24 protein-coding genes and 1 riboswitch are annotated in these 26,242 nt (G+C 64.1%); of the genes, 12 read left to right on the plus strand and 12 right to left on the minus strand.

The window, feature by feature from the left end:
- Positions 1-17: 17 nt before the first annotated feature.
- From gspL to ACN9MU_RS03485, 9 genes are all read left to right on the plus strand, one after another.
- Entirely contained in the window at positions 18-1,250 is a 1,233-nt protein-coding gene (gene gspL, locus ACN9MU_RS03445; protein ID WP_426344164.1) for a type II secretion system protein GspL, read from the plus strand.
- Positions 1,250-1,768 carry a type II secretion system protein GspM gene (gene gspM / locus ACN9MU_RS03450; RefSeq protein ID WP_426344165.1) on the plus strand — a complete coding sequence of 173 codons (519 nt, stop codon included), beginning with the start codon at positions 1,250-1,252 and terminating at the stop codon, positions 1,766-1,768. Before gspL ends, gspM begins: the two co-directional genes overlap by 1 nt.
- The gene (locus ACN9MU_RS03455) at positions 1,765-2,538 is read left to right on the plus strand and encodes a type II secretion system protein N (RefSeq protein WP_426167523.1); all 774 of its coding nucleotides are present in this window, start codon (positions 1,765-1,767) and stop codon (positions 2,536-2,538) included. The genes gspM and ACN9MU_RS03455 overlap by 4 nt, the downstream gene beginning before the upstream one ends.
- Positions 2,538-4,745 (plus strand): type II secretion system secretin GspD, encoded by a 2,208-nt coding sequence (gene gspD, locus ACN9MU_RS03460; protein WP_426344166.1) that lies wholly within the window; start codon positions 2,538-2,540, stop codon positions 4,743-4,745. The genes ACN9MU_RS03455 and gspD overlap by 1 nt, the downstream gene beginning before the upstream one ends.
- A 9-nt stretch (positions 4,746-4,754) precedes the next feature.
- Positions 4,755-6,179, plus strand: a complete 1,425-nt coding sequence (gene gspE / locus ACN9MU_RS03465) for a type II secretion system ATPase GspE (RefSeq protein WP_426167527.1) — start codon at positions 4,755-4,757, stop codon at positions 6,177-6,179.
- A 3-nt stretch (positions 6,180-6,182) separates the two neighbouring features.
- The gene (gene gspF / locus ACN9MU_RS03470; protein ID WP_426167529.1) at positions 6,183-7,403 is read left to right on the plus strand and encodes a type II secretion system inner membrane protein GspF; all 1,221 of its coding nucleotides are present in this window, start codon (positions 6,183-6,185) and stop codon (positions 7,401-7,403) included.
- A gap of 15 nt (positions 7,404-7,418) precedes the next feature.
- On the plus strand, positions 7,419-7,994 hold the full coding sequence (locus ACN9MU_RS03475; RefSeq protein WP_426344167.1) for a type II secretion system protein N: 576 nt from the start codon (positions 7,419-7,421) through the stop codon (positions 7,992-7,994).
- Between the two features lie 77 nt (positions 7,995-8,071).
- The gene (locus ACN9MU_RS03480) at positions 8,072-10,276 is read left to right on the plus strand and encodes a patatin-like phospholipase family protein (protein WP_426344168.1); all 2,205 of its coding nucleotides are present in this window, start codon (positions 8,072-8,074) and stop codon (positions 10,274-10,276) included.
- A gap of 117 nt (positions 10,277-10,393) precedes the next feature.
- Complete coding sequence (locus ACN9MU_RS03485; protein WP_426344169.1) at positions 10,394-10,771, plus strand: hypothetical protein; 378 nt, start codon at positions 10,394-10,396, stop codon at positions 10,769-10,771.
- Positions 10,772-10,801: 30 nt separating this feature from the next.
- Here the strand turns inward: ACN9MU_RS03485 and ACN9MU_RS03490 are convergent, their stop codons facing one another.
- The 9 genes from ACN9MU_RS03490 to ACN9MU_RS03530 form a co-directional block, all read right to left on the minus strand.
- Entirely contained in the window at positions 10,802-11,005 is a 204-nt protein-coding gene (locus ACN9MU_RS03490; protein WP_426320528.1) for a hypothetical protein, read from the minus strand.
- Positions 11,005-12,339: an ATP-dependent protease ATPase subunit HslU gene (gene hslU, locus ACN9MU_RS03495; protein WP_426167539.1), complete on the minus strand. Its 1,335-nt coding sequence runs from the start codon at positions 12,337-12,339 to the stop codon at positions 11,005-11,007. Before hslU ends, ACN9MU_RS03490 begins: the two co-directional genes overlap by 1 nt.
- Positions 12,336-12,878 (minus strand): ATP-dependent protease subunit HslV, encoded by a 543-nt coding sequence (gene hslV / locus ACN9MU_RS03500; RefSeq protein ID WP_426167541.1) that lies wholly within the window; start codon positions 12,876-12,878, stop codon positions 12,336-12,338. The genes hslU and hslV overlap by 4 nt, the downstream gene beginning before the upstream one ends.
- A 62-nt stretch (positions 12,879-12,940) precedes the next feature.
- A complete protein-coding gene (locus ACN9MU_RS03505; protein ID WP_426320530.1) occupies positions 12,941-14,275 on the minus strand; it encodes an STAS domain-containing protein in 1,335 nt (444 codons plus the stop codon).
- A 103-nt stretch (positions 14,276-14,378) separates the two neighbouring features.
- Entirely contained in the window at positions 14,379-14,822 is a 444-nt protein-coding gene (gene dksA, locus ACN9MU_RS03510) for an RNA polymerase-binding protein DksA (protein ID WP_057265949.1), read from the minus strand.
- Between the two features lie 71 nt (positions 14,823-14,893).
- Complete coding sequence (locus tag ACN9MU_RS03515; RefSeq protein WP_426167545.1) at positions 14,894-15,940, minus strand: CobW family GTP-binding protein; 1,047 nt, start codon at positions 15,938-15,940, stop codon at positions 14,894-14,896.
- A 92-nt stretch (positions 15,941-16,032) separates the two neighbouring features.
- Positions 16,033-16,977, minus strand: a complete 945-nt coding sequence (locus ACN9MU_RS03520; RefSeq protein ID WP_426344866.1) for a tyrosine recombinase XerC — start codon at positions 16,975-16,977, stop codon at positions 16,033-16,035.
- Positions 16,978-16,996: 19 nt separating this feature from the next.
- Entirely contained in the window at positions 16,997-17,668 is a 672-nt protein-coding gene (locus ACN9MU_RS03525) for a DUF484 family protein (protein ID WP_426167549.1), read from the minus strand.
- Between the two features lie 148 nt (positions 17,669-17,816).
- Positions 17,817-18,911 (minus strand): porin, encoded by a 1,095-nt coding sequence (locus tag ACN9MU_RS03530; protein WP_426344170.1) that lies wholly within the window; start codon positions 18,909-18,911, stop codon positions 17,817-17,819.
- A gap of 298 nt (positions 18,912-19,209) precedes the next feature.
- On the opposite strand from ACN9MU_RS03530, the gene ACN9MU_RS03535 reads away from it, so the two are divergent.
- Positions 19,210-20,457, plus strand: coding sequence for an SEL1-like repeat protein (locus ACN9MU_RS03535; protein ID WP_426344171.1), 1,248 nt, complete (start codon positions 19,210-19,212; stop codon positions 20,455-20,457).
- Positions 20,458-20,508: 51 nt separating this feature from the next.
- Here ACN9MU_RS03535 and dapF read toward each other — a convergent pair whose 3' ends face one another.
- The 3 genes from dapF to ACN9MU_RS03550 are packed head-to-tail and all read right to left on the minus strand — an operon-like array spanning position 20,509 to position 23,122.
- Positions 20,509-21,372, minus strand: coding sequence for a diaminopimelate epimerase (dapF, locus tag ACN9MU_RS03540; RefSeq protein WP_426344172.1), 864 nt, complete (start codon positions 21,370-21,372; stop codon positions 20,509-20,511).
- Positions 21,369-22,265 (minus strand): lipid A biosynthesis acyltransferase, encoded by an 897-nt coding sequence (locus ACN9MU_RS03545; protein ID WP_426167557.1) that lies wholly within the window; start codon positions 22,263-22,265, stop codon positions 21,369-21,371. Before ACN9MU_RS03545 ends, dapF begins: the two co-directional genes overlap by 4 nt.
- Positions 22,262-23,122 (minus strand): lysophospholipid acyltransferase family protein, encoded by an 861-nt coding sequence (locus ACN9MU_RS03550; RefSeq protein ID WP_426167559.1) that lies wholly within the window; start codon positions 23,120-23,122, stop codon positions 22,262-22,264. Before ACN9MU_RS03550 ends, ACN9MU_RS03545 begins: the two co-directional genes overlap by 4 nt.
- Before the next feature lie 188 nt (positions 23,123-23,310).
- On the opposite strand from ACN9MU_RS03550, the gene metK reads away from it, so the two are divergent.
- Positions 23,311-24,474 carry a methionine adenosyltransferase gene (gene metK, locus ACN9MU_RS03555; protein WP_426167561.1) on the plus strand — a complete coding sequence of 388 codons (1,164 nt, stop codon included), beginning with the start codon at positions 23,311-23,313 and terminating at the stop codon, positions 24,472-24,474.
- Positions 24,475-24,616: 142 nt separating this feature from the next.
- Positions 24,617-24,684, plus strand: a riboswitch (S-adenosyl-L-homocysteine riboswitch).
- A gap of 29 nt (positions 24,685-24,713) precedes the next feature.
- Complete coding sequence (gene ahcY / locus ACN9MU_RS03560; RefSeq protein WP_426320538.1) at positions 24,714-26,129, plus strand: adenosylhomocysteinase; 1,416 nt, start codon at positions 24,714-24,716, stop codon at positions 26,127-26,129.
- Positions 26,130-26,242: the final 113 nt, after the last annotated feature.

Below are 26,242 nucleotides of genomic sequence, written 5' to 3' on the forward strand. Positions count from 1 at the left end.
AACAGGGAAGGCCAGCTTTGACAACACTCTACATTCGGTATCCGGCCCGCGCCGCAGCCGCCGACAACGGCGTGCCGGCCAGCTGCCAGTTCGCGCTGGTGGGCGACGGCGGCAACGTGATGCAGCAGGGCGCCGGCGCGCTGGGCAACCTCGGCGAGCTGGTGTCCTCGGCGCGCCGCGTGGTGCTGCTGCTGGCTGCCGCCGATGTCTCGCTGCTGAAGGTCAAGATGCCGCCGCTGTCGGGCGCCCGGCTGAAGGCCGCCCTGCCCAACCTGGTGGAAGAACAGGTCCTGGGCGACCCAGCCGACTGCGTGCTGGCCCTGGCCCCCGCCAGCGGCGACAGCGACGAGCGCGTGGTGGCCGTGGCCAACCGTGCCTGGCTGGAAGTGCTGGTCAAGGCACTGGTGGCGCAAGGCGCGCATGGCGTGGCGGCGCTGCCGGTGCAACTGAGCCTGCCGCTGGCGCCGGGCAGCGTGTCGGCGGCCCTCGGCGTGGACGATGCGGGCCTGGAGCTGACCCTGCGCACCGCGCCCAACGAAGGCCTGGGCCTGACCCTGCCCAATGCCCCCGAACCTGCGCTGCACACCCTGCGCGCCCTGGCCGGCGAAGCCCCGGTCACGCTGTACGTGGCGCCGGCCCAGCGCGCGGAATATGCCGCTGCGGCAGCCAATGTGCCGGGCATCACGGTTGAAGAAGACAACTGGGCGCACCGCATCGCCGCGGCGAAAGCGGTGCCGTTCGACCTGGCTGCCGGCCTGGGCGCCGTCAGCGGCGCCACCGCCCGCGCCTGGGCGCGCTGGAAATGGCCGTACCGCATCGCCGTCGCGGCTGTGCTGGTCAATATCGTCGGCATGAACTGGGAATGGATGCGCCTCAAGCGCGAAGCAGACGCCGTCAGGCAGAACATGGTGCAGGTGTTCCGCGCGGCTTATCCGAACCAGCCGGTCACCGGCGACCCGGCGGCGCAAATGCGCCGCAATATCGCCGTGGCGCGCGCCAGCAGCGGCGGCGGCACGCCTGATGAATTCACCAATATGAGCGCGGTGCTGGGCGAAGCGCTGGCCGTGCTGCCCAATCGCGAGGCGGTGGCAGGCATCGAGTACAAGGAACGCAGCATGACGGTCAAGTTCAAGCCGAACAGCGTCGACGCCAACGCGCTGGCGCAGGTACAGGCCGCGTTGGCCCAGCGCAAGATGAGCGCCACTGAAAGCGGTCCTGGCGTGTGGCTGGTGAAGGCGGGGGGCAAATAATGGCAAAACTGAACGACGCCATGAACGGCTACCGCGCCGCTGCCGACGCCTGGTGGGCCGCACGCACCGAGCAGGAACAGCGCATGCTGGCCGTCGGCGGCATCGTGCTCGCCCTTGGCCTGGTGTGGGGCGTGCTGATCGATCCGGCGCTGAGCGGCCGCGCCAAGCTGCAGAAGGAGCTGCCGCAAATGAACCAGCAGGTGGCGGAGCTGCAGGCGCTGGCCGGCGAGGCCACCCAGTTGGCGGCCCAGCCGCCGGTGCAGCCGCAGCCCCTGAGCAAGGACGGTGTGGCGGCGCGGCTGCAAGCGGCCGGCCTGGCCACGCAAAACCTGGCAGTTACGGGCGATTACATTAAAGTGGAATTCAAGGGCGTGCCGTTTGCCGGCCTGGTGACCTGGCTCGATGCGATGCGGCGCGAACAGCGCGTGGTGGTGCAGGAAGGCAGCATGACGCAGCAAGGACCGGCTGGCCAGGTGGACGCCAACCTGACCCTGCGCCAGGAGTCTTCCCCGCAATGAAGCGCGCAGTCTTGTGGTTGCTGGCCATCGTGCTCAGCGCAGGCCTGACGGTGCTGGTGTTCCTGCCCGCGAGCTGGATGGGGCAAATGGTGGAAAGCCAGAGCGGCGGCCGTTTGACCCTGGGCGATGCGCAGGGTACGCTGTGGCGCGGCTCGGCCTTCATCGGCGGCGCCGCCAGCAAGGATGGCGCGGTCACGCCGCTGCTGCCGGGACGCTTCAGCTGGCGGCTGTCGCCGCTGGTGCTGTTCGGCAGCGTCGACATGGAACTGCAAAATCCGGACGCCCTGACGCAGCCGGTCACGCTGCGCGGCGGCTGGAACAGCTGGGACGTGAGCCCGGCGGCCCTGATGCTGCCGGCCGACGGCCTGGCGGGGCTGGGCGCGCCATTGAATACGCTGGCACCAAGCGGCCGCATGAAATTGTCCTGGACTTCGCTGCACCTGGCGCGCGAAGGGCAGGCGGTGTCGCTGAACGGGCGCACCACGCTGGAAATGCAGGACATGTCGTCGCGCCTGACGCCGGTGAAGCCCCTGGGCAGCTACCAGCTGGCCTTCGACTGGAAGGGCCAGCAAGCCGCGCTGGCGTTGAATTCGCAGCGCGGCCCGCTGCTGTTAAGCGGTGCGGGAAAGTTTGCGCAAGGCCGGCTGGAGTTTTCCGGCCAGGCGGAAGCAGCAACAGGATTCGAAGACCAGCTTGGCGGCTTGTTAAGCATGCTGGGCCAGCGTAAGCCAAACAGCGTTAAAAACGTCATTGCACTAGAGTTCCGATAATGAAAACACACACTGCAAGCCCAACCCCCTTCCCGGCGCTGCGCCGCCTGAGCGCTGCCGCGCTGCTGTGCTGTGCGCTGGCGCCCGCCGCCGCTCCGGTGCCGGCCTGGGCTCAGCCCAATGACGAAGCCGCGCTGAATTTTGTCGGCGCCGACATCGAATCGGTGATCAAGGCCGTCGGCCACTACACCAACATCACCTTCCTGATCGACCCGCGCGTCAAAGGCACGCTGACCCTGGTCTCGGAAAAATCCATCACCAAGTCGCAAGCCTTCCAGCTGCTGGCCTCCGCGCTGCGCCTGCAAGGCTATGCCATCGTCAGCGGCGACGGCTACGCCAAGGTGGTGCCGGAAGCGGAAGCCAAGCTGCAGGCTTCGCCGACCGTGATCGGCGGCCAGAAAAGCCCGCAGGGCGACCAGATCGTGACCCAGGTATTCCACCTGAACCACGAGAACTCGGCCAACCTGGTGACCGTGCTGCGCCCCCTGATCACGCCCAACAACACCATCAACGCCAACCCGGGCAACAACACCCTGGTGATCACCGACTACTCGGACAACCTGAAGCGCCTGGCCAAGATCGTGGCCTCGCTCGATGCGCCGTCGTCGGCCGACCTGGACGTGGTGCCGGTGCGCTACGCCATCGCCAGCGACCTGGCCGCCATGATCAACAAGCTGATGGAACCGGGCGCCGGCGGCGACTCCGGCCGCGTCACCCTGGTGCCGGACCCACGCACCAACTCGCTGGTGGTGCGCGCGCCTTCGGCCGCACGCGCCAACCTGGCCAAGTCCCTGATCTCGAAACTGGACCAGCCGACCGCGCAAGCCGGCAATGTGCATGTGGTCTACCTGAAAAACGCCGAAGCGACCAAGCTGGCGGAAACCCTGCGCTCCGTGGTGTCGGGCGACGGCGGCAGCAGCCAGTCCGGCAGCAATAGCGGCAGCCTGTCTTCGCTGGGCGGCGCCGGCAGCGGCAACAGCCAGATGGGCCAGTCGGGCCTCGGTTCTTCCTCGCAATCGGGCAGCGGCCAGAACGGCCCGAGCAATCCTGCGCTGCAAAGCGGCAGCCGCAGCGGCTCGCAGTCGTCCGGCGCCGGCGGTTCGGCAGGCTATATCCAGGCCGACGCCACCACCAACACCCTGATCATCACCGCGCCGGAAGCCGTGTACCGCAACTTGCGCGCCGTGATCGACCAGCTCGACGTGCGCCGTGCACAGGTCTACATCGAGTCGATGATCGTTGAAGTGAACGCTGAAAAGCTGTCCGAATTCGGCGTGCAGTGGGCGGGCCTGAGCGGCAACTCCGGCAGCACCTACCGAGTCGGCGGCGGCACCTCGTTCGCGACCGATTCGGGCAACAACATCATTAATCTGAATAACATCGCCAACACCACAGACATCACGAAGCTGACTCCACCAGGCGCTGGCCTGACTCTGGGCGTGTTCAAGCAGCTCGCCAACGGCAAGTTGGGACTGGGCGCGATTGCCCATGCCCTTGGCTCGGACGGCGACAGCAATATCCTGTCAACGCCGAACATGATCACGCTTGATAATGAAGTGGCGACCATTAAGGTAGGCCAGAACGTGCCGATCGTGACCGGTTCGTTCACCACCACTTCGGGCACTAACAATAACCCGTTCCAGACCGTGGATCGCAAGGACATCGGCATTACCCTGAAAGTGCGCCCGCAGATTTCCGAAGGCGGCACCATCAAGCTGGCGATCTACAACGAAAGTTCGAGCATCGACAATAGCGTGCCTTCGAGCAGCGGCCTGATCCTGAAAAACCGCGTGATCGAGACCAATATCCTGGCTGACGACGGTCAGGTGCTGGTCCTCGGCGGCTTGATCCAGGACGACACCAGTGAAGGCGTGGAGAAAGTTCCGGGCCTGGGCGACATTCCTTTGATCGGCAACCTGTTCAAATACCAGAAGCGCCAACGCAAGAAAACCAACCTGATGGTGTTCCTGCGCCCTGTAGTGGTGCGCAACCGCGAGCAGCAAACGAGCCTGACGGCCGACCGCTATGACTTTATCCGCGCCTCGCAAGAAGCGTCGAAGCCAGAACCGAGCATGGTGGTGCAAGACCTGGGTCGTCCAACCCTGCCGCAACTGGTGAACGGCGAGCCGAATGGAGGCGGCCAGATGGTGCGCCCGATTCCGCCGGCGCCGCACACCGTGCCTGAACAGAAGCAACAGCAACAGTAAAAGCGAGCAATGACCAACCTCCTGCCCTATGCCTTTGCGCGCGACTTCCTGGTGCTGGCCCAGCCCAGCGCCGAAGCCGAGCACGCGGTCGATGTGATGATGTCGGCCGCCACGCCTGCGTCGGCGATTGCGGAAGTATCGCGCCGCTTTGGCCGCATCAACCTCAAGCACCTGTCGCGCGCCGACCTGGAGGCGGCGATTGCCACCGCCTACGCCAGCGCCAGCGGCGACGCCTCGCAGGTGGCGGAGGAATTCGACGCCGACCTGGACCTGACCAAGCTACTGCAGGACGTGCCGGCCATCGAAGACTTGCTGGAATCGTCCGATGACGCGCCGGTGATCCGCATGATCAATGCCCTGCTGACGCAAGCCCTGCGCGACGGCGCCTCGGACATCCACATCGAGCCATTCGAACAGACCTCGGTGGTGCGCTTCCGCGTCGATGGCGCGCTGCGCGACATCGTGCGTCCGCGCAAGGCGATCCACGGCTCGCTGATCTCGCGCATCAAGATCATGGCGCAGCTGGACATCGCCGAAAAGCGCTTGCCGCAGGACGGCCGCATCACCTTGCGCGTGGGCGGCAAGCCGGTGGACGTGCGCGTCTCCACGCTGCCGACCGGCCACGGCGAACGCGCCGTGCTGCGCCTGCTGGACAAGGAAGCGGGCCGCCTCGACCTGTCCCACCTCGGCATGAGCGAAAAGATGATGGGGCAGTTCAACAGCCTGATCAACCAGCCGCACGGTATCGTGCTGGTCACCGGCCCGACCGGCTCCGGCAAGACCACCACGCTGTACGCCGCGCTGTCCATGCTGAACAACACCTCCACCAACATCATGACGGTGGAAGACCCGGTCGAATACGACCTGCACGGCGTGGGCCAGACCCAGGTCAACGCGCGCATCGACATGACTTTTGCCAAGGCCCTGCGCGCCATCCTGCGCCAGGACCCGGACGTGATCATGATCGGCGAGATCCGCGACCTGGAAACCGCGCAGATCGCGGTGCAGGCATCGCTCACCGGCCACCTGGTGCTGGCGACCCTGCACACCAACGACGCCGCTGCCGCCGTGACCCGTTTGCTGGACATGGGCATCGAGCCCTTCCTGCTGTCGTCCTCCCTGCTTGGCGTGCTGGCGCAGCGCCTGGTGCGCAAGCTGTGCCCGAGCTGCAAGACATTCGACGGCACGCAATGGAAAGCCGTGGGCTGCGAACATTGCGGCAATACCGGCTACCAGGGCCGCGTTGGCATCTACGAGCTGCTGCAGACGGACGAACATATCCGCGCCCAGATCCACGACCGCACCTCGGAAGCGGAGATCCGCGCCACCGCGCAGCAGCAAGGCGGCATGATCACCATGCGTGAAGACGGCGAGCGCTGGCTGCAGCAGGGCGTCACCACGCCGGCTGAATTGCTGCGCGTGACGAAGGACTAAGCGATGCCGGCCTTCCGTTATGAAGCCGTCGATGCGGCAGGCGCCAGCAAGAAGGGCGTGGTCAACGCCGACAGCGCCCGATCCGCGCGCGCCGACCTGCGTTCGCAGGGCCTGGTGCCGATCAAGGTCGACGCCATTGCGGCGCAAGTGGACGCCAGCGGCGCCGCGTCGCGCCGCGGCTTCGGCGAAAAGCTCAGCACCACCGAACTGGCGCTGTTCACGCGCCAGCTGGCCAGCCTGCTGGAAGCGGGCCTGCCGCTGGAGCAAGCCTTCACCGCGTTGCTGGAGCAGGCCGAGCGCCCGTATGTGCGCGACCTGGTGGCCTCGATCCGCTCGGAAGTCATGGGCGGCTCTTCGCTGTCGGACGTGCTGTCGCGCCATCCGCGCGACTTCCAGGAAATTTACCGCGCGCTGGTGGCCTCGGGCGAGCAGATCGGCCAGTTGTCGCGCGTGCTGTCGCGCCTTGCCGATTACATCGAACGCCGCAACGCGCTGGTGCAGAAGGTCAAGCTGGCCTTTACCTACCCGGCCATCGTGACCGTGGTGGCCTTCCTGATCGTGATCTTCCTGCTCACCTATGTGGTGCCGCAGATCGTGTCGGTGTTTGCCAATACCAAGCAGAAGCTGCCGTTGCTGACCGTGATCATGCTGGCGATTTCGGACTTCGTGCGCAGCTATGGCTTTGCCGTGCTGGGCATCCTGATCGCTGGCGGTTTCGTGGTGCGGCGCATGCTGCAGAACCCCGACATCAAGCTGCGCTGGCACACCTGGCTCCTGACGGCGCCGCTGTACGGCAAGTTCGAACGCAGCCTGAACACCTCGCGCTTCGCCAGCACGCTGGCGATCACCACCGGCTCGGGCGTGCCTATCCTGCGCGCACTGGAAACCAGCCGCGACACACTATCCAACGTGGCCATGCGCCAGCTGGTCGAGCAGGCCAGCGATTCGGTGCGCGAGGGCGCCAGCCTGGCGCGTTCGCTGTCGGCGCAAAAACACTTCCCGCCGATGCTGATCCACATGATCCGTGCCGGCGAAATCACCGGCGAACTGCCCGCCATGCTGGACCGCGCCGCCAGCGCACAGGAATCGGACCTGGAGCGCCGCACGCTGACCATCGCCGGCCTGCTGGAACCGATGCTGATCCTGGCGATGGGCGTGGTGGTGCTGCTGATCGTGCTGGCCGTGCTGATGCCGATCATCGAAATCAACCAGCTCGTGCGCTGAACCTGGAGAATTGAATTGAAACGTTTGCCTTTGATCTGCAGTGTGGCCGCCGTCGCGGTGCTGTCTGCCTCGCTGGCCTATTGGGGCATGCAGCTGTTCAAGCCCAAGCAGCGCCCGATTGCGGCGGTGCCGGTGGCCCAGATGCCGGAAGCGAACATGGACGCGGCGCGCGGGCTGTTTGGCGGGAACACCGCGGTGGCTGTGGTGAGCAACTACCAGTTGCGCGGTGTGGTGGCCGATTCGCGTGGCCACGGAAGCGTGGCGATCATTTCGGCTGACGGGCAGCCGGCCAAGGCTTTCCCGGTCGGTTCCGAGGTGTCGCCCGGTGTCAGCGTGAAGGAAGTGCAGCCGCGCCATGTGATCCTGATGGAAGGCGGCGTGCAGAAGCGCCTTGACCTGATGAGCGACCAGGGTGTGAGTTCGACCGGTGGCATCGTCGGGCCGGTTGGCATGGGCGGGCCGCAGGAGCCTCCGCCAGTCCCCCTGCCGCAGCCGGCCACGCCAATGGCGCCGCCGCCAGTGCAGATGGCGCCGGCGCAGCCGCCAACCATGTCGGCGCAACCGACCGGTGGAGCGCCGCAAGCGCGATGAAGCGCTTAATATTTGTCCTAGCTTTATGCACGGGCCTTGCCTGCGCAGCCGAAAACCCGGAAAGCGGGGTCAGGCCCATGGGGCAGACCCCTGACACGCGGCAGTCGCTGGCAGGTGTCGGACCCAGTGGGTCTGACACAGGGGTGCCGGTTTCACGCCGCCCTCGCGTTGCCCTAGTATTAAGCGGCGGCGGCGCCCGCGGCTTCGCCCACGTCGGCGTCCTGCGCGCCCTGCAACAAATGCGCATCCCGGTCGACATCGTGGTCGGCACCTCGATGGGCAGCGTGATCGGCGGCGCCTGGGCCGCCGGCGCCTCCCTGAAAGACCTGGAAACCATGGCTGCCACCACCGACTGGGACAGCGTGGTAGCCGACCGCCCCGCACGCGACGAGCTGCATTTCCGCCGCCGCGACGAAGACATCCAGATCCCGTCGCGCATCGAATTCGGCATCACGCGCCACGGCGTGCTGGGCCCGCCCGGCGCCGCCAGCAATGCCGCGCTGGAAATGGCCCTGCAACGCCTGCTGCCGCGCGGCACGCGCGACCTGCCGGTCAGCCAGTTGCCGCTGCCGTTCCGCTCGGTCGCCTCCGACCTGCTGACCGGCGAACTGGTCGTGCTCGACAACACGCCGTTGTTCCAGACCATCCGCGCCTCGCTGGCCGTGCCGGGCGTGTTCGCGCCGGTGCGCATCAAGGACCACCTGGTGGTCGATGGCGGCCTGGTTCGCAACCTGCCGGTCGACATGGCGCGTGCCATGGGCGCCGACATCGTCATCGCGGTCAACGTTGGCACCACGCTGGCGCCGGAAAAGGAATTGGGCAGCGCGCTGGGCGTCGCCAACCAGATGCTGCAGATCCTGACCGAACAGAACGTGCAGCGCTCGCTCAGCGAGTTGCGCAAGGACGATATCCTGATCGCCCCCAAGCTGGATGGCATCACCTTCCTCGACTTCTCCACCTGGGAGAAAGCCATGGCCGCCGGCGAAGCCGCCGCGCGCGAGCTGGAGCCGCGCCTGGCTGCGCTGGCGCTGCCGGAACGCGAGTACGTCAGCATGGAAAGCTTGCGCCTGGCGACGCCGGCCGACTCGGATCGTCCCGTCAAGCTGGCCAAGGTACAGGTCCAGGGCGCGCGCGAAGTGAATCCCGAAGTGCTGGAAAAGCAGTCCGGCCTGGTGATCGGCCAGCCGACCACGCGCGAGCAGGTGCGCCAGGCCGCCGTTGCGTTGTACGGCCGCGGCGACATGGCGCGCGTGGAAACCGATATCGACGACATGGATGGCGAACGCACTGTCACCATCCGCGCCACGGAAGCCGAATGGGCGCGCAGCCGCATGCGCGTCGGCCTCGAGCTGGCCAGCGACTTCCGCGACTCGAACAATTTCGCCATCAAGGTGATGCACGTGCTCTCCGCGCTCAATAGCTGGGGCGGCGAGTTGCGCACCGAGGGGCGCCTGGGCAATGAACGCGGCCTCGGCATCCAGTGGTGGCAGCCCTTGGGCGCGGGTTCGCAATGGTTCGTGATGCCGTCGGCGCAAGTTGGCAGGATTGCCGGCGATATCTTCCAGAAGGAGCGGCGCATGGCGCGTGTGGCCTACAGCACGCGCGCCGCGTCATTTGCGCTGGGGCGGCAGTTCGGCAACTGGGGCGAACTGTCGGTCGGCGTCACGCGCCAGGCCAACTCGGTGCGTCCGCTGATCCCGCAAGACCCTGCGGTTCCCGTGAACCGCGTGTACAACAGCAAGACTTTCGCCCGCTTCCGCGTCGATACGCTCGACTCCCTGGCCTTCCCGACACGCGGCACCCTGATCACCATCGGCCGCGAGCAAACGCCGGGCAGCGGCAAGAGCGTGGGCACGGGCGGCGTCAACTGGGGCGCGACGGCGCTGCAGGCTTTCGAGTGGAGCGACTGGGCCGGCCATGTATCGGCGGAGTGGGCCAAGGCGCAAGCCGGCGCTTCGCCGGTAACCCTGGGTGGCTTCCTGCGCCTGTCTGGCACGCCGACCGATTCGATCCAGGAACCAACCATTTTGCTGGGCCGCCTGGTGCTGGCGCGCCGCATCGCAGCGTTGCCGAGTGCGTTCGGCGGCACCATGCGTGCCGGCTTCTCGCTCGAGACCGGCGGTGGCTTTGACCGCGGGACCAGCGCGACCGGCCGCGCGCTGAAACAGGCGGGAAGTGCATTCCTGTCGGTGGAAACCCGCTTCGGCCCCTTGTTCCTTGGCGCCGGCGCCACCCGCAGCGGCGAAGAAACCCTCTACCTCTTCCTTGGCCCGGTCTGGTAAGCCGGCCTCCCACTGGTGAGAATTCGATAGGCTTATAGCAACATTGTTTGATAAACTAGGTTGCTCAGGGGTAACTGCCTCCCCAGCCATCATATTCGTGTGGGAAAGAACTCTATTATGAAAAGCAGGCTTTTAGCGGCCGCCGCCGTGTTCATCTTCATGTGCCAGGGCAGCGCCATGGCAGCCGAGTTTGTCGATGAGGTAAAAGAATTCCGCTCGACAAATAAGGAAGCAAGCGCAGACATTTCCGAAATTGCCAGAAAATATATCGCAGCGGGCCAATCGCAAGAAACGGTCGAGCATTACTTGAAGGCTCAGAAGTTCAGCTTGAACTACCAGCCGGTTGCCGCCGGCAAGGTGCAGACGCTGGTCGCCGTCCACGCCGGGAAAGGTGCGGACAGCATCGGATTTCACGACGAGATCCGGGTCATCGTCACTTTCGAGCATGGCGTGGCCAAACGCGTCAACAGCAGGTTGATTTATCGCGCACTGTAATTGCCGGCGCTGGTTGGCGGAAAGGCGGCGCTATTCGTTGTCGGCGCCGGACAGCTTCTTGTCGATCAGCTTTTTGGCAGACTGGCGGTCGGCGGTGGTGCGGCTCTTGTCGTGCGGCCCCGCGGCGCGCGCCTTGGCCAGCGCCGCAATCGGATTGCGGGGCTTGCCAAAGTGTTGCGAGGGCTCGACGCGGATCCGCATCTTCTGCCGCGTCGCCAGTTGCTTGTTAGCCATTACAGTACGTAGCGTGACAGGTCTTCGTTGACGGCCAGCGCATCCAGCCGCTGGTTCACATAGGCTGCATCAATGGTGAGGTTCTTGTCGCCGGTTTCGGTCGCCGTGTAGGAGATCTCTTCCAGCAGCTTTTCCATCACCGTGTACAGGCGGCGTGCGCCGATGTTCTCGGTGCGCTCGTTGACCTGGAAGGCAATCTCCGCCAGGCGATTGATGCCGTCCGGCGCGAATTCCAGCTGCACGCCTTCGGTCGCCAGCAAGGCCTGGTATTGCTTGGTCAGACAGGCGTCGGTACTGGTCAGGATACGCTCGAAGTCCGCAATCGACAACGACTCCAGCTCAACGCGGATAGGGAAGCGGCCCTGCAGCTCGGGGATCAGGTCCGACGGTTTTGCCAGGTGGAAGGCGCCGGAAGCGATGAACAGGATGTGGTCGGTGCGCACCATGCCGTACTTGGTGTTGACCGTGGTGCCTTCCACCAGCGGCAGCAGGTCGCGCTGCACGCCTGCGCGCGAGACGTCGGCGCCGCCCACCTCCGAGCGCGAAGCGATCTTGTCCACCTCGTCCAGGAACACGATGCCGTTCTGCTCCACGTTGGCGAGCGCCTTCTTCTTCATCTCGTCTTCGTTGACCAGCTTGGCCGCTTCCTCGTCCAGCAGGAATTTCATGGCTTCCTTGATCTTGACCTTGCGCGCCTTCTTGCGGCCGCCGCCCATGCCGGAGAACATGGACTTGATCTGCTCGGTCATTTCCTCCATGCCCGGCGGCGCCATGATTTCCATGGTCGGGTTCTGCTCGGCCAGTTCGATCTCGATTTCCTTGTCGTCGAGCTCGCCCTGGCGCAGGCGCTTGCGGAAAGTCTGGCGGGTGGCGTCGTCGGTGCGCGGCTCGGCCGAGGCATTGGCAAAGCCGAAGTCGCGCGGCGGCGGCAACAGGATGTCGAGGATGCGGTCTTCCGCCGCATCTTCCGCGCGCGCGCGCACCTTGGCCATTTCCGATTGGCGGGTCTGCTTCACGCCGATCTCGATCAGGTCGCGGATGATGGTGTCGACGTCGCGGCCCACGTAGCCGACTTCGGTGAACTTGGTGGCTTCGATCTTGATGAACGGCGCGTCGGCCAGCTTGGCCAGGCGGCGTGCGATCTCGGTCTTGCCGACGCCGGTCGGGCCGATCATCAGGATGTTCTTCGGGGTGATTTCATGGCGCAGCGGTTCTTCCACCTGCTGGCGGCGCCAGCGGTTGCGCAGCGCGATGGCAACGGCCTTCTTGGCCTTGCCCTGGCCGACCACATGCTTGTCGAGTTCGCCGACGATTTCTTGAGGGGTCATGTTCATGCTGGGTCCAGGGTCTCGATAATGTGGTTCAGGTTGGTGTAGATGCACAGCTCGCCAGCAATGGTGAGCGACTTCTTCACGACTTCGCTTGGGGACATGTCGGTGTTCTCGATCAGGGCCTTGGCAGCCGACTGGGCATAGCTGCCACCGGAGCCGATGGCGCCGATGCCGCCTTCCGGTTCCAGCACGTCGCCGTTACCGGTGATCACCAGGGTGGAATCCTTGTCGGCCACCAGCAGCATGGCTTCCAGGCGGCGCAAGACGCGGTCGGTGCGCCAGTCCTTGGCCATCTCGACCGAGGCGCGCAGCAGGTTGCCCTGGTGTTTTTCCAGCTTGGCTTCGAAGCGGTCGAGCAGGGTGAAGGCGTCGGCGGTGCCGCCGGCAAAGCCGCACAGGACCTTGTTCTGGTACAGCTTGCGCACCTTGCGCGCCGTGCCCTTCATGACGATGTTGCCAAGCGTGACCTGGCCATCGCCGCCGATCGCGACATCGTTGCCGCGACGCACGCACAGGATGGTAGTGCCGTGAAATTGTTCCATGTTAATACCTTTGTTGGGGATTAACGCGGTACTTTGGGGCCGAAGCCCCAAAATTCAACTGATCAGTACTTGTGAGGGAAGAGCCGCGCTATATCAGCATAACCCAGCAGGCGCATCAGTGCTGCCACCAGATGGTTCAGGTCGCGGAACTCGACCCGGCGGCTGGCGCCTGCCAGTTCCGCCACCTTGCTTTGCAGGGCGCTGGCGGCGCCGAATTCCATGCGCGCCAGGCGGCCGCAGTCAAAGACCACCACCTGGTTTTCGCTGGCATAGGCGTCGATGGCCGTCAGCAGGGTGCCGATGTCGCCTTCGATCACGGCCGGCAGCATGAAGCGGTCGGAAGCGGCCGCCGTGGCCTGGCGTGGTGCGTTGGCAACCTTCTTTGGCGCGACGAAAGGCGGTGGCGATACCTCGAAGGTGACGCAGTAATCCATCGAGGCTTCTTCGAATTCCTTTTCCTGGTTCAGCAGGCGCAGCAGTTCAAGGTAGAGCAGCCACGGCGCTTCTCCGCCATCGCGGTTGCCGATGGTCAGGATGCAGCGAACCTGCTCCGCCAGCTCGGCGGCACCGACCACGATCAGGTCGCGATCAGCGGCCTGCACCTTCTTCAGGGCCGCCAGCAGGAGGGCGCAGCCTTCCGGGTCGACGCCGTTGACGCGCGAGAAATCCAGGCGCAGCGGCTGCTTCTGGTCCATGCCATCCAGCCGCTCCAGCTGGGCTGCGACGGAAGCGTTCAGGATGCCGGCCAGGCCCAGGGTCGGGGTCACGCCGGAATAGCCGCGCGTTACTTCCGGGGCCTTGCTGTCCGCGCTGGCGGGCGGGACCCAGGACGGCGGCGAGGTTTCATACTGGCTGGCGTAGTCGATCGAGACGTTCTCGAACGATTCCTGGCGGCCCAGTACCTGGTAGAGGTCGAACAGCATCCACCAGACAGTGCGGTCCTGCGCCGAGTCGGGCAGGCTGCCCAGCAGCATCTGTTCGGCCACTTCGGCCTGGCCGTTGGAATACAGGATCGCGATCTCTTCCACGATCGGCGCGCTTTCGGCGGCCGCCGCTTCGAGCGGCATATCCTCGTCGCCCAGCAGTTCGGTGGTGTACTGGTCCAGCAGGGGCAGGGTGGCGCCATCATTGGCGGCAGCGGCGGCAGCTGGCTGCAGCGTGCGCGGCTTGCGGGCCCAGGCCGGCTCCGGTTCGTTGAAGATGTCCGCAGCCATCGCCGCCTCGATGGCATCGATCTTCATGGCGGTGGCGCGGGCGATTTCGCGTTGCAGGTCCGACTGTTGCGCGCGTTGACGCTCCAGTTCGCTGTTCGCGGCCAGGCGTGCAGCGTCCGCATCGTCTGTTTCGACGGCGCGTTCGTCAACCTTGCCTTTTTTGAAAATGGAGAACAGTCCCATAGGATCACTAGTGTAGCCCAACGGAAAATTATAAGGGCGTACCGTACGTGTAAAGAAAAGAAAAAAGCACGCCTAAGCGTGCTTTTTCTCGATTTGTGGCAGTTCAGTCGCCGTACAGCTTCTGTTTCAGCTCACGGCGCTGCTGTGCTTCCAGCGACAGGGTAGCCGTTGGACGTGCGATCAGGCGTGGAATGCCGATCGGTTCGCCGGTCTCCTCGCAATAACCATAGTCGTTATTGTCGATCGCCGCGATCGATTGCTGCACTTTCTTCAGCAGCTTGCGCTCACGGTCACGGGTACGCAGTTCCAATGCGTGCTCTTCTTCGATGGTGGCGCGGTCGGCGGGGTCCGGCACCAGCACGGTTTCGCGCAGGTGTTCGGTGGTTTCGCCAGCGTTCTTCAGCAATTCTTTTTCAAGGTTCTGCAGCTTGTTCTTGAAAAACGCCATCTGGGCCGGATTCATATAGTCCTTGTCGCTCATCTTCAGAATTTCTTCTTCGGTGAGCAGGACTTCTGCGGCGGGGGTCGATTTATTTGCTTTTGTCATGACTTCGCTTACCTTCGATACGACAGAGTTTTCAAATTTCTGCTTGGGTGGCGTCAAAAAAACGCCTTAGTTTATACCAAACATTGTTCAAGGCCAGTAATAAAGATGTCTTTTGGGAGATTTTTGCCAATAAACACCATTTTGCTTGCCCGTGTCTCGTTTTCACCCCATTTTGCACCCAGGTCGCTGCCCATCAACTGGTGCACGCCCTGGAACACTACTTTCCTCTCTGCGCCCTGCATCAACAATACGCCTTTGTAACGCAACATGCGAGGACCGTACACATCAACGAGACCGCCCAGGAATTCGTCCAGCTTGGCCGGGTCGAACGGGCGTTCGCTCTTGAAGACGAAGGCCGCGATATCGTCGGTATGATGGGCGTGGTGATGATCGTGATGGCCGCAGTGCTCGTCGTGCACATGGCCATGTTCGTGGTCGTGCTCGCTTCCATCGTGAAGGTCCTCGGCCAGGAAGTCGGGATCGATTTCCAGCTTTTCATTCAGGTTGAAGCCGCGCAGGTCGAGCACCTCGGTCAGCGGCGCCTTGCCGAAATCGGAACGGCTGATCGGCGCGCGCGGGTTGATGCGCTTCAGGCGGGCAGTCAGTGCATCGACGGCGGCGGCATCCACCAGGTCGGTCTTGGACAGCAGGATCTTGTCGGCAAAGCCGACCTGGCGCTGCGCTTCTTCGTGCTCGTCCAGCTGCTGCATGGCGTGGCGCGCATCGACCACCGTGACCACGGCGTCGAGCAGGTAGTTAGCGCCTACTTCCTCGTCGATGAAGAAAGTCTGGGCCACCGGGCCGGGATTGGCCAGGCCGGTGGTTTCAATCACGACGCGGTCGAACTCGATTTCGCCGGCGGCGCGGCGCTTGGCCAAATCGCTCAGGCCGACGATCAGGTCGCCGCGCACGGTGCAGCAGATGCAGCCGTTATTCATTTCCACGATTTGCTCGCGCGATTCCTGCACCAGGATTTCGTTGTCGATATTTTCCTGGCCAAACTCGTTTTCGATCACGGCGATCTTCATGCCATGCTCTTCACGCAGGATGCGGTTCAGCAGCGTGGTTTTGCCGGCGCCAAGAAAGCCGGTCAGGATAGTGGTGGGAATCATTGCCATAGTCGTACGAGAAGCATTTGGAATCGGTCGATTATGCCGGAATTCTGGAAATGCTGGCAAATGGGCAAACTTGAGCGGGATCAAGTTCCCGGCTATTTAATTTTAGCCCTTGGATGGGCCTTGTCATAGACCAGCGCCAGGTGCTGGAAATCAAGGGCGGTATACACCTGGGTCGAAGTGATGCTGGCGTGGCCCAGCATGTCCTGCACGGCGCGCAGGTCGCCCGAGGATTGCAGCACGTGCGAGGCAAACGAATGACGCAGCATGTGCGGATGCACCGCGACCGGCGCACCGGCCCGGATGCCGTGGGCCTTCAGCCGCAGCTGCACCACGCGCGGCGTGACGCGCTTGCCGCGCTCGTTGACGAACAGGGCATTGCTGCCATCGGCCGGCGCCGGGCGCACCGCCAGCCAGCGTTGCAGGGCATCGAGGGCGGCGCTGCCGACCGGCACGCGGCGCATCTTGTTGCCCTTGCCGGTCACCACGACTTCCGCGTTGCCCAGTTCCAGCCAGCCCAGCGATGCGGGCTGGCCATCGCCGGCCTTGCGGAATTCGCGGTCCAGGCTGGCCAGTTCGGACACCCGCAGGCCGCTCGAATACAGCAGTTCGAACATGGCGCGGTCGCACAGGCGGGCCGGCTCGCCAGCATCGGCAGCCGGCATGGCAGGCGCCACCAGCTGCACCGCATCGTCGACCGAGAGGGCCTTGGGCAAGGTCTTGGCCCGCTTGGGCGCGCGCACGCCTTCCACCGGATTGGCGGCCAGCGCGCTGTGCTGGCCCAGCCAGGCAAAGAAGCCGCGCCAGCCGGACAGCTTGCGCGCGATGCTGCGCGCATCCAGGCCGCGGCTATGCAGCTGGGCCGCGTAGCGCCGGATATCGAAGTGGCTGAGGGCGTCCCAGGCTTTGCCGTCGGACAGCGCGGCCAGCTCGCGCAGGTCGCGCCCGTAAGCCGCGACCGTGTGCGCGGACAGCTTGCGCTGGGCGGCCAGGTGGGCCAGGTAGGCGTCGGCCTGTTCGAGCTTGCCGGCGCCGCTCATGGAAGGGTCGGCCTTGATGCTAGGCCAGCAGGGGCGCCAGGGCAACGCTGGCTGTTTCGCCGATGTGGACCAGGAAATCGGTCGCCATCAGGGACGTGAAGCGTTCCGGGTCCGGCGAGCCCATGATCAGCAGGCCGAAGGCCGGGCCTTTGGCGCCGGGCTTGCGCAGCGGCAGGATGACCGTTGACTTGATGCGCTCCGCATCGTCCAGCCAGCGCACCGCTTCGAAATCGTTGTTGCTGCCGCAGTAAGGCGTCAACAGGCTGTTGGCGAACAGGCGGGCATCCTCGGAGACGCCGCTGGCAAACCATGCGCCGGCGAATTCGTCGCTCACGTTGAACAGGCGCAGGGTCGCGGCCGGCACCTGGAAGCTGTCGACCAGGCCTTGCACGATGGCGCGCGGCACTTCGGCATCGTCGCGGGTTTGCAAGATGGCCTGGTTCCAGCTGTGGAAGCGGTTGGCAATGGCGGCGTTGGCCTCCGCGTGGCGGGTCAGTTCTGCCATGCGCAATTCCAGCGCCTTGTATTTGTCGCGCATGACTTCCATCTGGCGTTCCTGCAGCGAGACCGCACGCCCGGTCAGTGGGCTGGACAGCCTGACGTCGCCGAGCAGATTGGCGTGTTCTTCGAAGAAGTGGGGATTGTCGGCCAGGTACTGCGCGACGATTGCGGAATCCAGGGTGTCGGTCATTGTTGATGTCACATCGAATGTTGCAGGCGTGGACATTTTAACCGATCCAAACCGGTAAACCAGTGTCAGACCCAAGGGTCTGACACTCAACCCGCGGCGGAAGAGCAGACTGGGTCAGCCCCTTGGGTCTGACCCAGGTTTACCGGTTTTAGAAATTGTGATGAATACCCAGCGCGTAATGATTCTGGTTGGTATCCGAAGTCGCCGTCGCAGTGAGCGGCAGCTTCTTCTGCGACAGGTCCAGGTACAGATAGGTACGCGGCGACAAGCTGTATTCATAGCCGACCGAGAACTGCTTGGTCTTCAGCTGCCCATCCGGGTCCTTCTGGCCATAGCCGATCAGGAACTTGCCCGGCCCGACAGTGTAGTTCGCACCCAGCATCCATGAAGTGATGCCGTCATTGCTGGCCAGGATATGGCCCAGGTCCTGTTTACCGTAGTTGGCCATCAGCTTCAGGTCAGGAATCGGGCGGTAATAAGCGCCGATCGAATGCCATTTGACTTCGGTGGCATTGCGTTCGGTACCGGCGTAGATCGCCCACTGCGGCAGCGTGCCCGGCGCCATGTACGTAGCGCTGACCGAATACGGATAGGCGCCGGCCAGCGAGCCCACCGGATACTGCGGCGCCGCTGCGGTGCCGCGGCCGACAATCGGAGTCGTCAGGCCATTGTTTTCCTTGCTGCCGATGTTCACATTGAGCTGGAAGCCATTCCACACCGGCGTGTTGTACCAGATGGCGTTGGAGAAGCGGTTGCCGGAATTGCCGGCAATGCCCAGAGGATCGGAGCCGCTGCCCGACAGGGCGGTGCGGTAGCCCGCCACCATGATGTCGGTCTGAAAGCCGGCGGGGTTCGGCATGCCGGACCATGGCTCGAACTGGGTCGTGGTTTCCTGCAGGGAAGTCAATGCGCGGCCGGCGCGGATGGTACCGAAGCCGCCTTGCAGGCCGACCCGGCTCTGGCCCTGGAACAGCGGACGGGTCACGCCTTCAATGGTGCCGGTATCGGGCTCGAAGCGGATCTCCAGCTGGAACAGCGCCTTCAGGCCGCTGCCCAGGTCTTCCACCCCGCGGAAGCCCAGCTTGTTGTTGTCGCGCTTGGCTTCCTGGACGGCGGAATTGGCCGTATGGGTCGTCTTGGTAATGCCGGCATCCAGCGTGCCATAAATTGTGACCGAGGATTGGGCAAAGGCGGCACTGCTGAAGGCGCCCATCAAGGCCAGGGCCAATAACGATTTCTTCATGTGTTCTTCCTTTTTATGAGTCAAACCGGGTACAGGGATGCTTATACGATAAGTGCAGACAGCGCCGTATCCGGGCCGATTGGTCATCTACCTGCACGAAAAAGGGTCAAAACCGTCCAGTGCTGTTGTATTTTTGAAACGCTTGCCAGCCTGTTCATTTAGTGAAAGAGCTGTAAGGAAGCCGAAAGCTAGGGCTGTCACATTTGTCACATATCAAAAAGTCCGGGAGTCATGCGCCAGCGCAGAGTGGTGCGGCTACACTGGACATGCAGCTTATTCCTTGGAACCGGATACATCGATGGCAAATCGAGACGAGCTGGTGATTATCAGGGGAGCGCGGTCAGGAGACGCCGCAGCCCAGTTAGCGCTGGGCAAGCTCTACCTTTTTGGCGGGGCCAGCCTGCCACGGAACATGCCGACAGCCTTGCATTGGCTATGCCGCGCCGCGACCCAGGGCGTGGAGGAAGCCTGGCAACTGATTGGCGCCAACATCCCCTTCGAAGTCGCGCAGCCTGCGCGGGCCCAGGCATTGCAGTGGTTCGTGCGCGCCGCGCAGGAAGGTATCCCGGCGGCGGTGCTCGTGCTGGCGCAACTGCGACGCGTCGATCCATCGCCGCCAGCCGCGACGGGCCAGCCGCGCCAGGCCGCCGCGCCAGCGATGCCGCGCGCGGTGCCGGGCCGCGAGGTGCCGTCCAGTGTGCCCGATGCCTGGCGCGCGCTGGAGGCCGAGCCGGATGCCGACCAGGACGAGCTGCTGCGCTTGCGTACCATGGCAGCCCAGGGCGGCGACCGCGATGCCCAGTTGGCGTTGGGCCTGCACCTGGCCCGCATGAACAGCGAGGGCGACCGGGTCGAGTCCAGCAGCGGCACAGTCAACTTCAAGCGCGCCCTGCGCTGGCTGGCCCAGGCCGGCGAGCAAGGGCTGGCCGATGCCTGGTTTGCCATGTCGCGCATCTATATCCGCCCCGAGTTCTCCCAGCGCAGCGCGAGCGAGGCGCAGGCCTGCCTGGAACGGGCGGCGGACATGGGGCATAGCGGGGCGCAGCTGGAATGCGGCATCCATGCCTGGCGCGCGCGCCGTGGCGCCGAGGACAATGATGTGCGGGCCGTGTTCTGGCTGCAAAAGGCGGCAGCCCAGGGCAGCGCCGAGGCGCAGCAGGCACTGGACCGGATCGCGCCGCCGCCACCGCCGGCAGGCTGGGCCGATCCGCTGTTGCCGTTGCTGACGCGTGAAATCCTTAGCAGCCAGCCATTGCTGGCGGCGCGCATCGAGCTGGCGGCCCTGTTCCGCCTGACGCGCGCCGAAGCTTTGCTATTGGACGTGAAGGCGGCCGACCAGGGGCATTGCCTGGTGGTCGATATTCGCGCCAGTTATGGCCGCAGCAAGCGCCGCCTGGTGCTGGTGCGCACCGCGGCGGAGCGGCAGAAGCTGGACCGCATCGTGCGCCTGTTCGAGCAGGTGGATGCGGATATGGAAGGAAATTACCGGCAGCGGCTGTACCGGCTCAAGAGCTGGTTGGGCGCCGACATGATGGCGGCTGCTTGAGAACCGGTAAACCTGGGTCAGACCCCAGGGTCTGACCCAGGTTTACCGGTTTCAGATCGTGATCTCGCCTTCGAAGACGGTCACGGCCGGCCCGGTCAGGTAAACTGGCTGGCCCTCGCCCGCCCACGCAATCGACAATTGCCCGCCGCGTGCGTCAACCCGCACCGGCGAATCGAGCAAGCCGCGACGAATGCCTGCCACCACCGCCGCGCAAGCGCCGGTGCCGCAAGCCAGCGTCTCGCCGGCGCCGCGCTCGAATACGCGCAGCTTGACGTGTTGGCGGTTCACCAGCTGCATGAAGCCGGCATTCACCCGCTTGGGGAAGCGCAGATGGTGCTCGATCAGCGGCCCCACCAGCTCCACCGGCGCGCTGTCGACGTCAGCCACCACCTGCACCGCGTGCGGGTTCCCCATCGACACCACCGACACCTGCACCGCTTCGCGCTGGCCGCCCAGTTCGAGCACCAGCGGCCACAGGGTTTCGCGGCCTTCCGGCTGGCCCTGCAAGCCCTCCGCATCGAACGGCACTTGGGCCGGATCGAGCACAGGGGCGCCCATGTCAACCGTGATGCTGCCGTTATCCTCCAGGCGCGGTTCGATGATGCCGGCCAGCGTTTCCACCCTGATCTTGCGTGCCGCGGTCAGGCCTTTTTCGACCACGAACTTGACGAAGGCGCGCGAACCATTGCCGCACTGTTCCACCTCGCCGCCGTCATTGTTGAAGATGCGGTAGCGGAAATCGCAACCCGGCACGCTCGACTTTTCCACCACCAGCATCTGGTCCGCACCGACGCCGAACCGGCGGTCGGCCAGTGCTTGCCACTGGGCGGGGCTGAAATCGATTTTCTGGTTAATGGCGTCGATGACCACGAAGTCATTGCCTGCGCCGTGCATCTTGGTGAATTTGAGTTTCATTTTTTCTTTGAATAGAAAGAAGGCTGGCCATCCGGGCGGGTCTTGAAACGCTTGTGGGTCCAGAAGTATTCGGCCGGCGCTTCCTTGACGCGTTCTTCGATAAATTCATTCATGCGGCGCGTTGCCGCGACCATGTCGGGCCCTGGGTAATTCTCCCACACCGGATAGAACTTCACACGGTAGCCTTCGTAATTGGGCAGGAAAGTGGCGATCACCGGCATCACCTGGCCGCCGGTTGCCGCGGCGATGCGCGCAGTAGCGGTCAAGGTCGCGGCGGGTACGCCGAAGAAGGGCACGAATTCCGCATCCTTGTCGCCAAAGTCCATGTCCGGCAGCATGAAGTAAGGCAGCTTTTCCTTCAGCGCGCGCAGGATGGGCTTGATGCCGTCCTGGCGCGTGAACAGCCTGACCGGCTTGAAACGCGCGCGGCCGGCGCGCAACACTTCATCGAAGACCTTGTTTTTTTGCGCGACGTACATCGACGATGCCGACGCTTCCATGGCGATCGAGGCGCCGCCCACGTCCAGGCAAACGAAATGCGGGCAGAGCAGGATGGTCGGCTTTTCCGTCATCTCGGCAACCGGAACCTTGCCGGGCGCCATGCCGTCGCTGGTTTCCACCTTGATCAGCCTGCGCAGGCGCTGTTCGGAGGCCCACCACAGGATCGAGCGTTCCAGCACGCTGCGCGAATAGGCCTGGAAGTGCTGGCGCGCGATGCCACGCCGCTGTTCCTCCGTCAATTCCGGCATGGTCAGGCGCAGGTTGGTCAGCGCGATCTCGCGGCGTGGTCCCATCACGATAAACAGCAGGTTGCCAACGGCCTTGCCGATGCGGCCCAGCACCGGCAGCGGCAACCAGTGCAGCAACCACATCATCCCCAGCAGGAGCCTCATGCCGATGCCTCCTGCGCCGCGGCGCCCGGACCGGTCACGCCGGCCGGCACTTTGTAGCGGTTATAGCTCCAGTAGTACTGGGCCGGACAACGCGCGATCAGCTTCTCCATTTCAGCGTTGATGGCGCGCGCCTGGGCGGCGGAATCGCCTTCCAGCGAGCCCTCGAACGGCACGAAACGCACCACATAGCCCTTGCCGCCCGGCAGGCGTTCGGCGTAGACGATCAGGATCACGGCATCGCCCAGCTGCGCCATCTTGGCCGGCAAGGTCATGGTGTAGGCAGTGCGGCCGAAGAAATCGGCCCACACGCCTTCGCCTTCCTGCGGCACCTGGTCGGGCAGCAGGCCGATCGGCTGGCCTTTCTTCAGGAACTTGGCCAGCATGCGCACGCCGCCCATATTGGCAGGCGCCAGCAACAGGTTCTTGCGGGCGCGGGCGCCCTCGATCAGCGGCTTCATCGCTTCCTTGCGGGGCGGACGGTACATCACCATCAGCTCGGTGCGGTGGGCGATTTCCTGCGCGGTGATCTCAAAACAGCCCAGGTGCGGGGTCAGGAAGACAATGCCCTTGCCGGCATCGAGGTATTGCTGCACCAGGCCCCAGTTTTCGACGGTGGCGCGGTCGGTCACGCGCTGCGGGTCGGCGCACCAGATGAACGGCAGTTCGGCAATGGCCTTGCCCGCTTCCCCCACGGCGCTGCCCAGGTGTTCGCCGAACCCGGCCTGTTTCATATTGGCGCGCATGCGGCGCCGGTAGGAAGGGGAGAGCAGGTAGACCAGCCAGCCGAGACCCACGCCCAGGGCATGCAGGATTGGCAGGGGGAAGATGGAGAAGAAGCGAAATATTCTTAACAGCATTTCTTAATTTATAAGAGCATTTTTACGTTGCTCTGCACAAAAATTTTTTAAGAAGCGTAAAATACCACGTTGCAGTAGCCGCTGAGTTAACAGACAACTTGCGAGGCGGGATACAAACTTCGCTAAAGCGTCGCAAGCTTTATTGGTTTTGCGACAATGTTATTTAGAACCAAAGCTAGGAGCTTGCGATGTCCAACGATTTCCTGTTTACCTCTGAATCCGTCTCTGAAGGCCACCCGGACAAGGTAGCCGACCAGATTTCCGACGCGATTCTGGATGCCATCCTGACCCAGGACCCACGTGCCCGCGTTGCCGCGGAAACCCTGTGCAATACCGGCCTGGTGGTGCTGGCAGGTGAAATCACCACCCACGCCAACGTGGATTATATTCAAGTAGCCCGCGATACCATCAAGCGCATCGGCTACGACAACACCGAATACGGTATCGACTACAAGGGCTGCGCCGTGCTGGTTGCTTACGACAAGCAATCGCCCGACATCGCCCAGGGCGTCGATGAAGGTGCAGGCATCGACCTGGACCAGGGCGCCGGCGACCAGGGCCTGATGTTCGGCTACGCCTGCGATGAAACCCCGGAACTGATGCCAGCGCCGATCTACTACTCGCACCGCCTGGTCGAGCGCCAATCGCAGCTGCGCAAGGACGGCCGCCTGCCATGGCTGCGTCCTGATGCGAAATCGCAGGTCACCCTGCGCTACGTCGACGGCCGCCCGGTCTCCGTGGATACCGTCGTGCTGTCGACCCAGCACGCGCCTGAACTGAGCCACAAGCAGATCGAAGAAGCGGTGATCGAAGAGATCATCCGCCCGGTGCTGCCGACCGAATGGATCAAGGACACCAAGTTCCTGGTCAACCCGACCGGCCGTTTCGTCATCGGCGGCCCGCAGGGCGACTGCGGCCTGACCGGCCGCAAGATCATCGTCGACACCTACGGCGGCGCAGCCCCGCACGGCGGCGGCGCGTTCTCCGGCAAGGACCCATCGAAAGTCGACCGTTCCGCAGCCTACGCTGCGCGTTACGTAGCCAAGAACGTGGTGGCCGCGGGCCTGGCGCGCCAGTGCCAGGTGCAGGTGTCGTACGCGATCGGCGTGGCACGCCCGATCAACATCACCGTGTACACCGAAGGCACCGGCGTGATCTCCGACGAGAAGATCGCACAACTGGTGCAGGAACACTTCGACCTGCGCCCGAAAGGCATCGTGCAGATGCTGGACCTGCTGCGCCCGATCTACACCAAGACCGCCGCTTACGGACACTTCGGCCGCGAAGAGCCGGAGTTCAGCTGGGAGCGCACCGACAAGGCCGCGATCCTGCGCGCCGCTGCGGGCCTCTAAACCGGCAAACCGGCCGGATGGCCGTCCCGTCTGACCCGCAGGGTCAGACACCCCGGCCAGCGACCGCCGCGTATCAGGTGTCTGACCCCTTGGGTCAGACACCGGTTTACCGGTTCGGGCTCGCACAGTGTTACAATCTACCCCCTCCGAGGAGCGCTGCGACCAGCAAGCCTGGCCAGGCTCGGAACATCAACACCGCGCTCACGTTACTTTTTTCAACACACTGAAAGGAGGGCGTGATGAACGCCGTACTCAAAGACTCCCAAGACTACATCATCGCTGACATCGGCCTGGCCGCTTGGGGCGAAAAAGAGATCAAGATCGCCGAAACGGAAATGCCAGGCCTGATGGCAATCCGCGAGGAATTCGCCGCTGCGCAGCCGCTGAAAGGCGCGCGCATCACCGGCTCGCTGCACATGACCATCCAGACCGCAGTGCTGATCCGCACCCTTGAAGCACTGGGCGCGCAAGTACGCTGGGCCTCCTGCAACATCTACTCGACCCAGGACCACGCCGCCGCCGCCATCGCATCGGCAGGCACCCCGGTCTTCGCAGTCAAAGGTGAAACCCTGGCCGACTACTGGGACTACACCCACCGCATCTTCGAATGGCCAGGTGAAGGCGTGTACTCCAACATGATCCTGGACGACGGCGGCGACGCAACCCTGCTGCTGCACCTGGGCGCGCGCGCTGAAAAAGACATCTCCGTACTGAACAACCCAGGCTCGGAAGAAGAAATCTGCCTGTTCAACTCCATCAGGGCCCACCTGGCCAAGGACGCGACCTGGTACTCCAAGCGCCTGCCGCACATCCTCGGCGTGACCGAAGAAACCACCACCGGCGTGCACCGCCTGTACCAGATGCACAAGGAAGGCAAGCTGGCCTTCCCGGCCATCAACGTGAACGACTCCGTCACCAAGTCCAAGTTCGACAACCTGTACGGCTGCCGCGAATCCCTGGTGGACGGCATCAAGCGCGCCACCGACGTGATGGTGGCCGGCAAGATCGCCGTCATCGCCGGCTACGGCGACGTGGGCAAGGGTTCCGCGCAAGCCATGCGCGCGCTGTCGGCGCAAGTGTGGGTGACCGAGATCGACCCGATCTGCGCCCTGCAGGCCGCGATGGAAGGCTACCGCGTGGTGACCATGGATTACGCCGCCGAACACGGCGACATCTTCGTGACCTGCACCGGCAACTACCACATCCTGACCGAGCAGCACATGCTGAAGATGAAGGACCAGGCCATCGTCTGCAACATCGGCCACTTCGACAACGAGATCGATGTCGCCTCCCTGAAGAAATACCAGTGGGAGAACATCAAGCCGCAGGTGGACCACGTGATCTTCCCTGACGGTAAGCGCATCATCCTGCTGGCGGAAGGCCGCCTGGTGAACCTGGGCTGCGGCACCGGCCACCCTTCGTACGTGATGTCGTCCTCGTTCGCCAACCAGACCATCGCCCAGATCGAGCTGTTCGCCAACACCAAGGCTTACCCGGTCGGCGTGTACACCCTGCCGAAGCACCTGGACGAGAAGGTCGCGCGCCTGCAGCTGAAGAAGCTGAACGCGCAGCTGACCACCCTGACCGAAGAGCAGGCAGCGTATATCAACGTCAAGGTCGAAGGCCCTTACAAGCCTGAGCACTACCGCTACTAAAACCGGTAAAGCGGCGGGAACTGACCCTAGGTCCAGCTCCCGTCCTCTACTGCAAATCAGGCGACTGCCGCGTATCAGGTGTCTGACCCTGCGGGTCGGACACCGGTTTACCG

The organism is Pseudoduganella sp. R-32 (assembly GCF_049913245.1).
Taxonomy (GTDB): domain Bacteria; phylum Pseudomonadota; class Gammaproteobacteria; order Burkholderiales; family Burkholderiaceae_D; genus Rugamonas.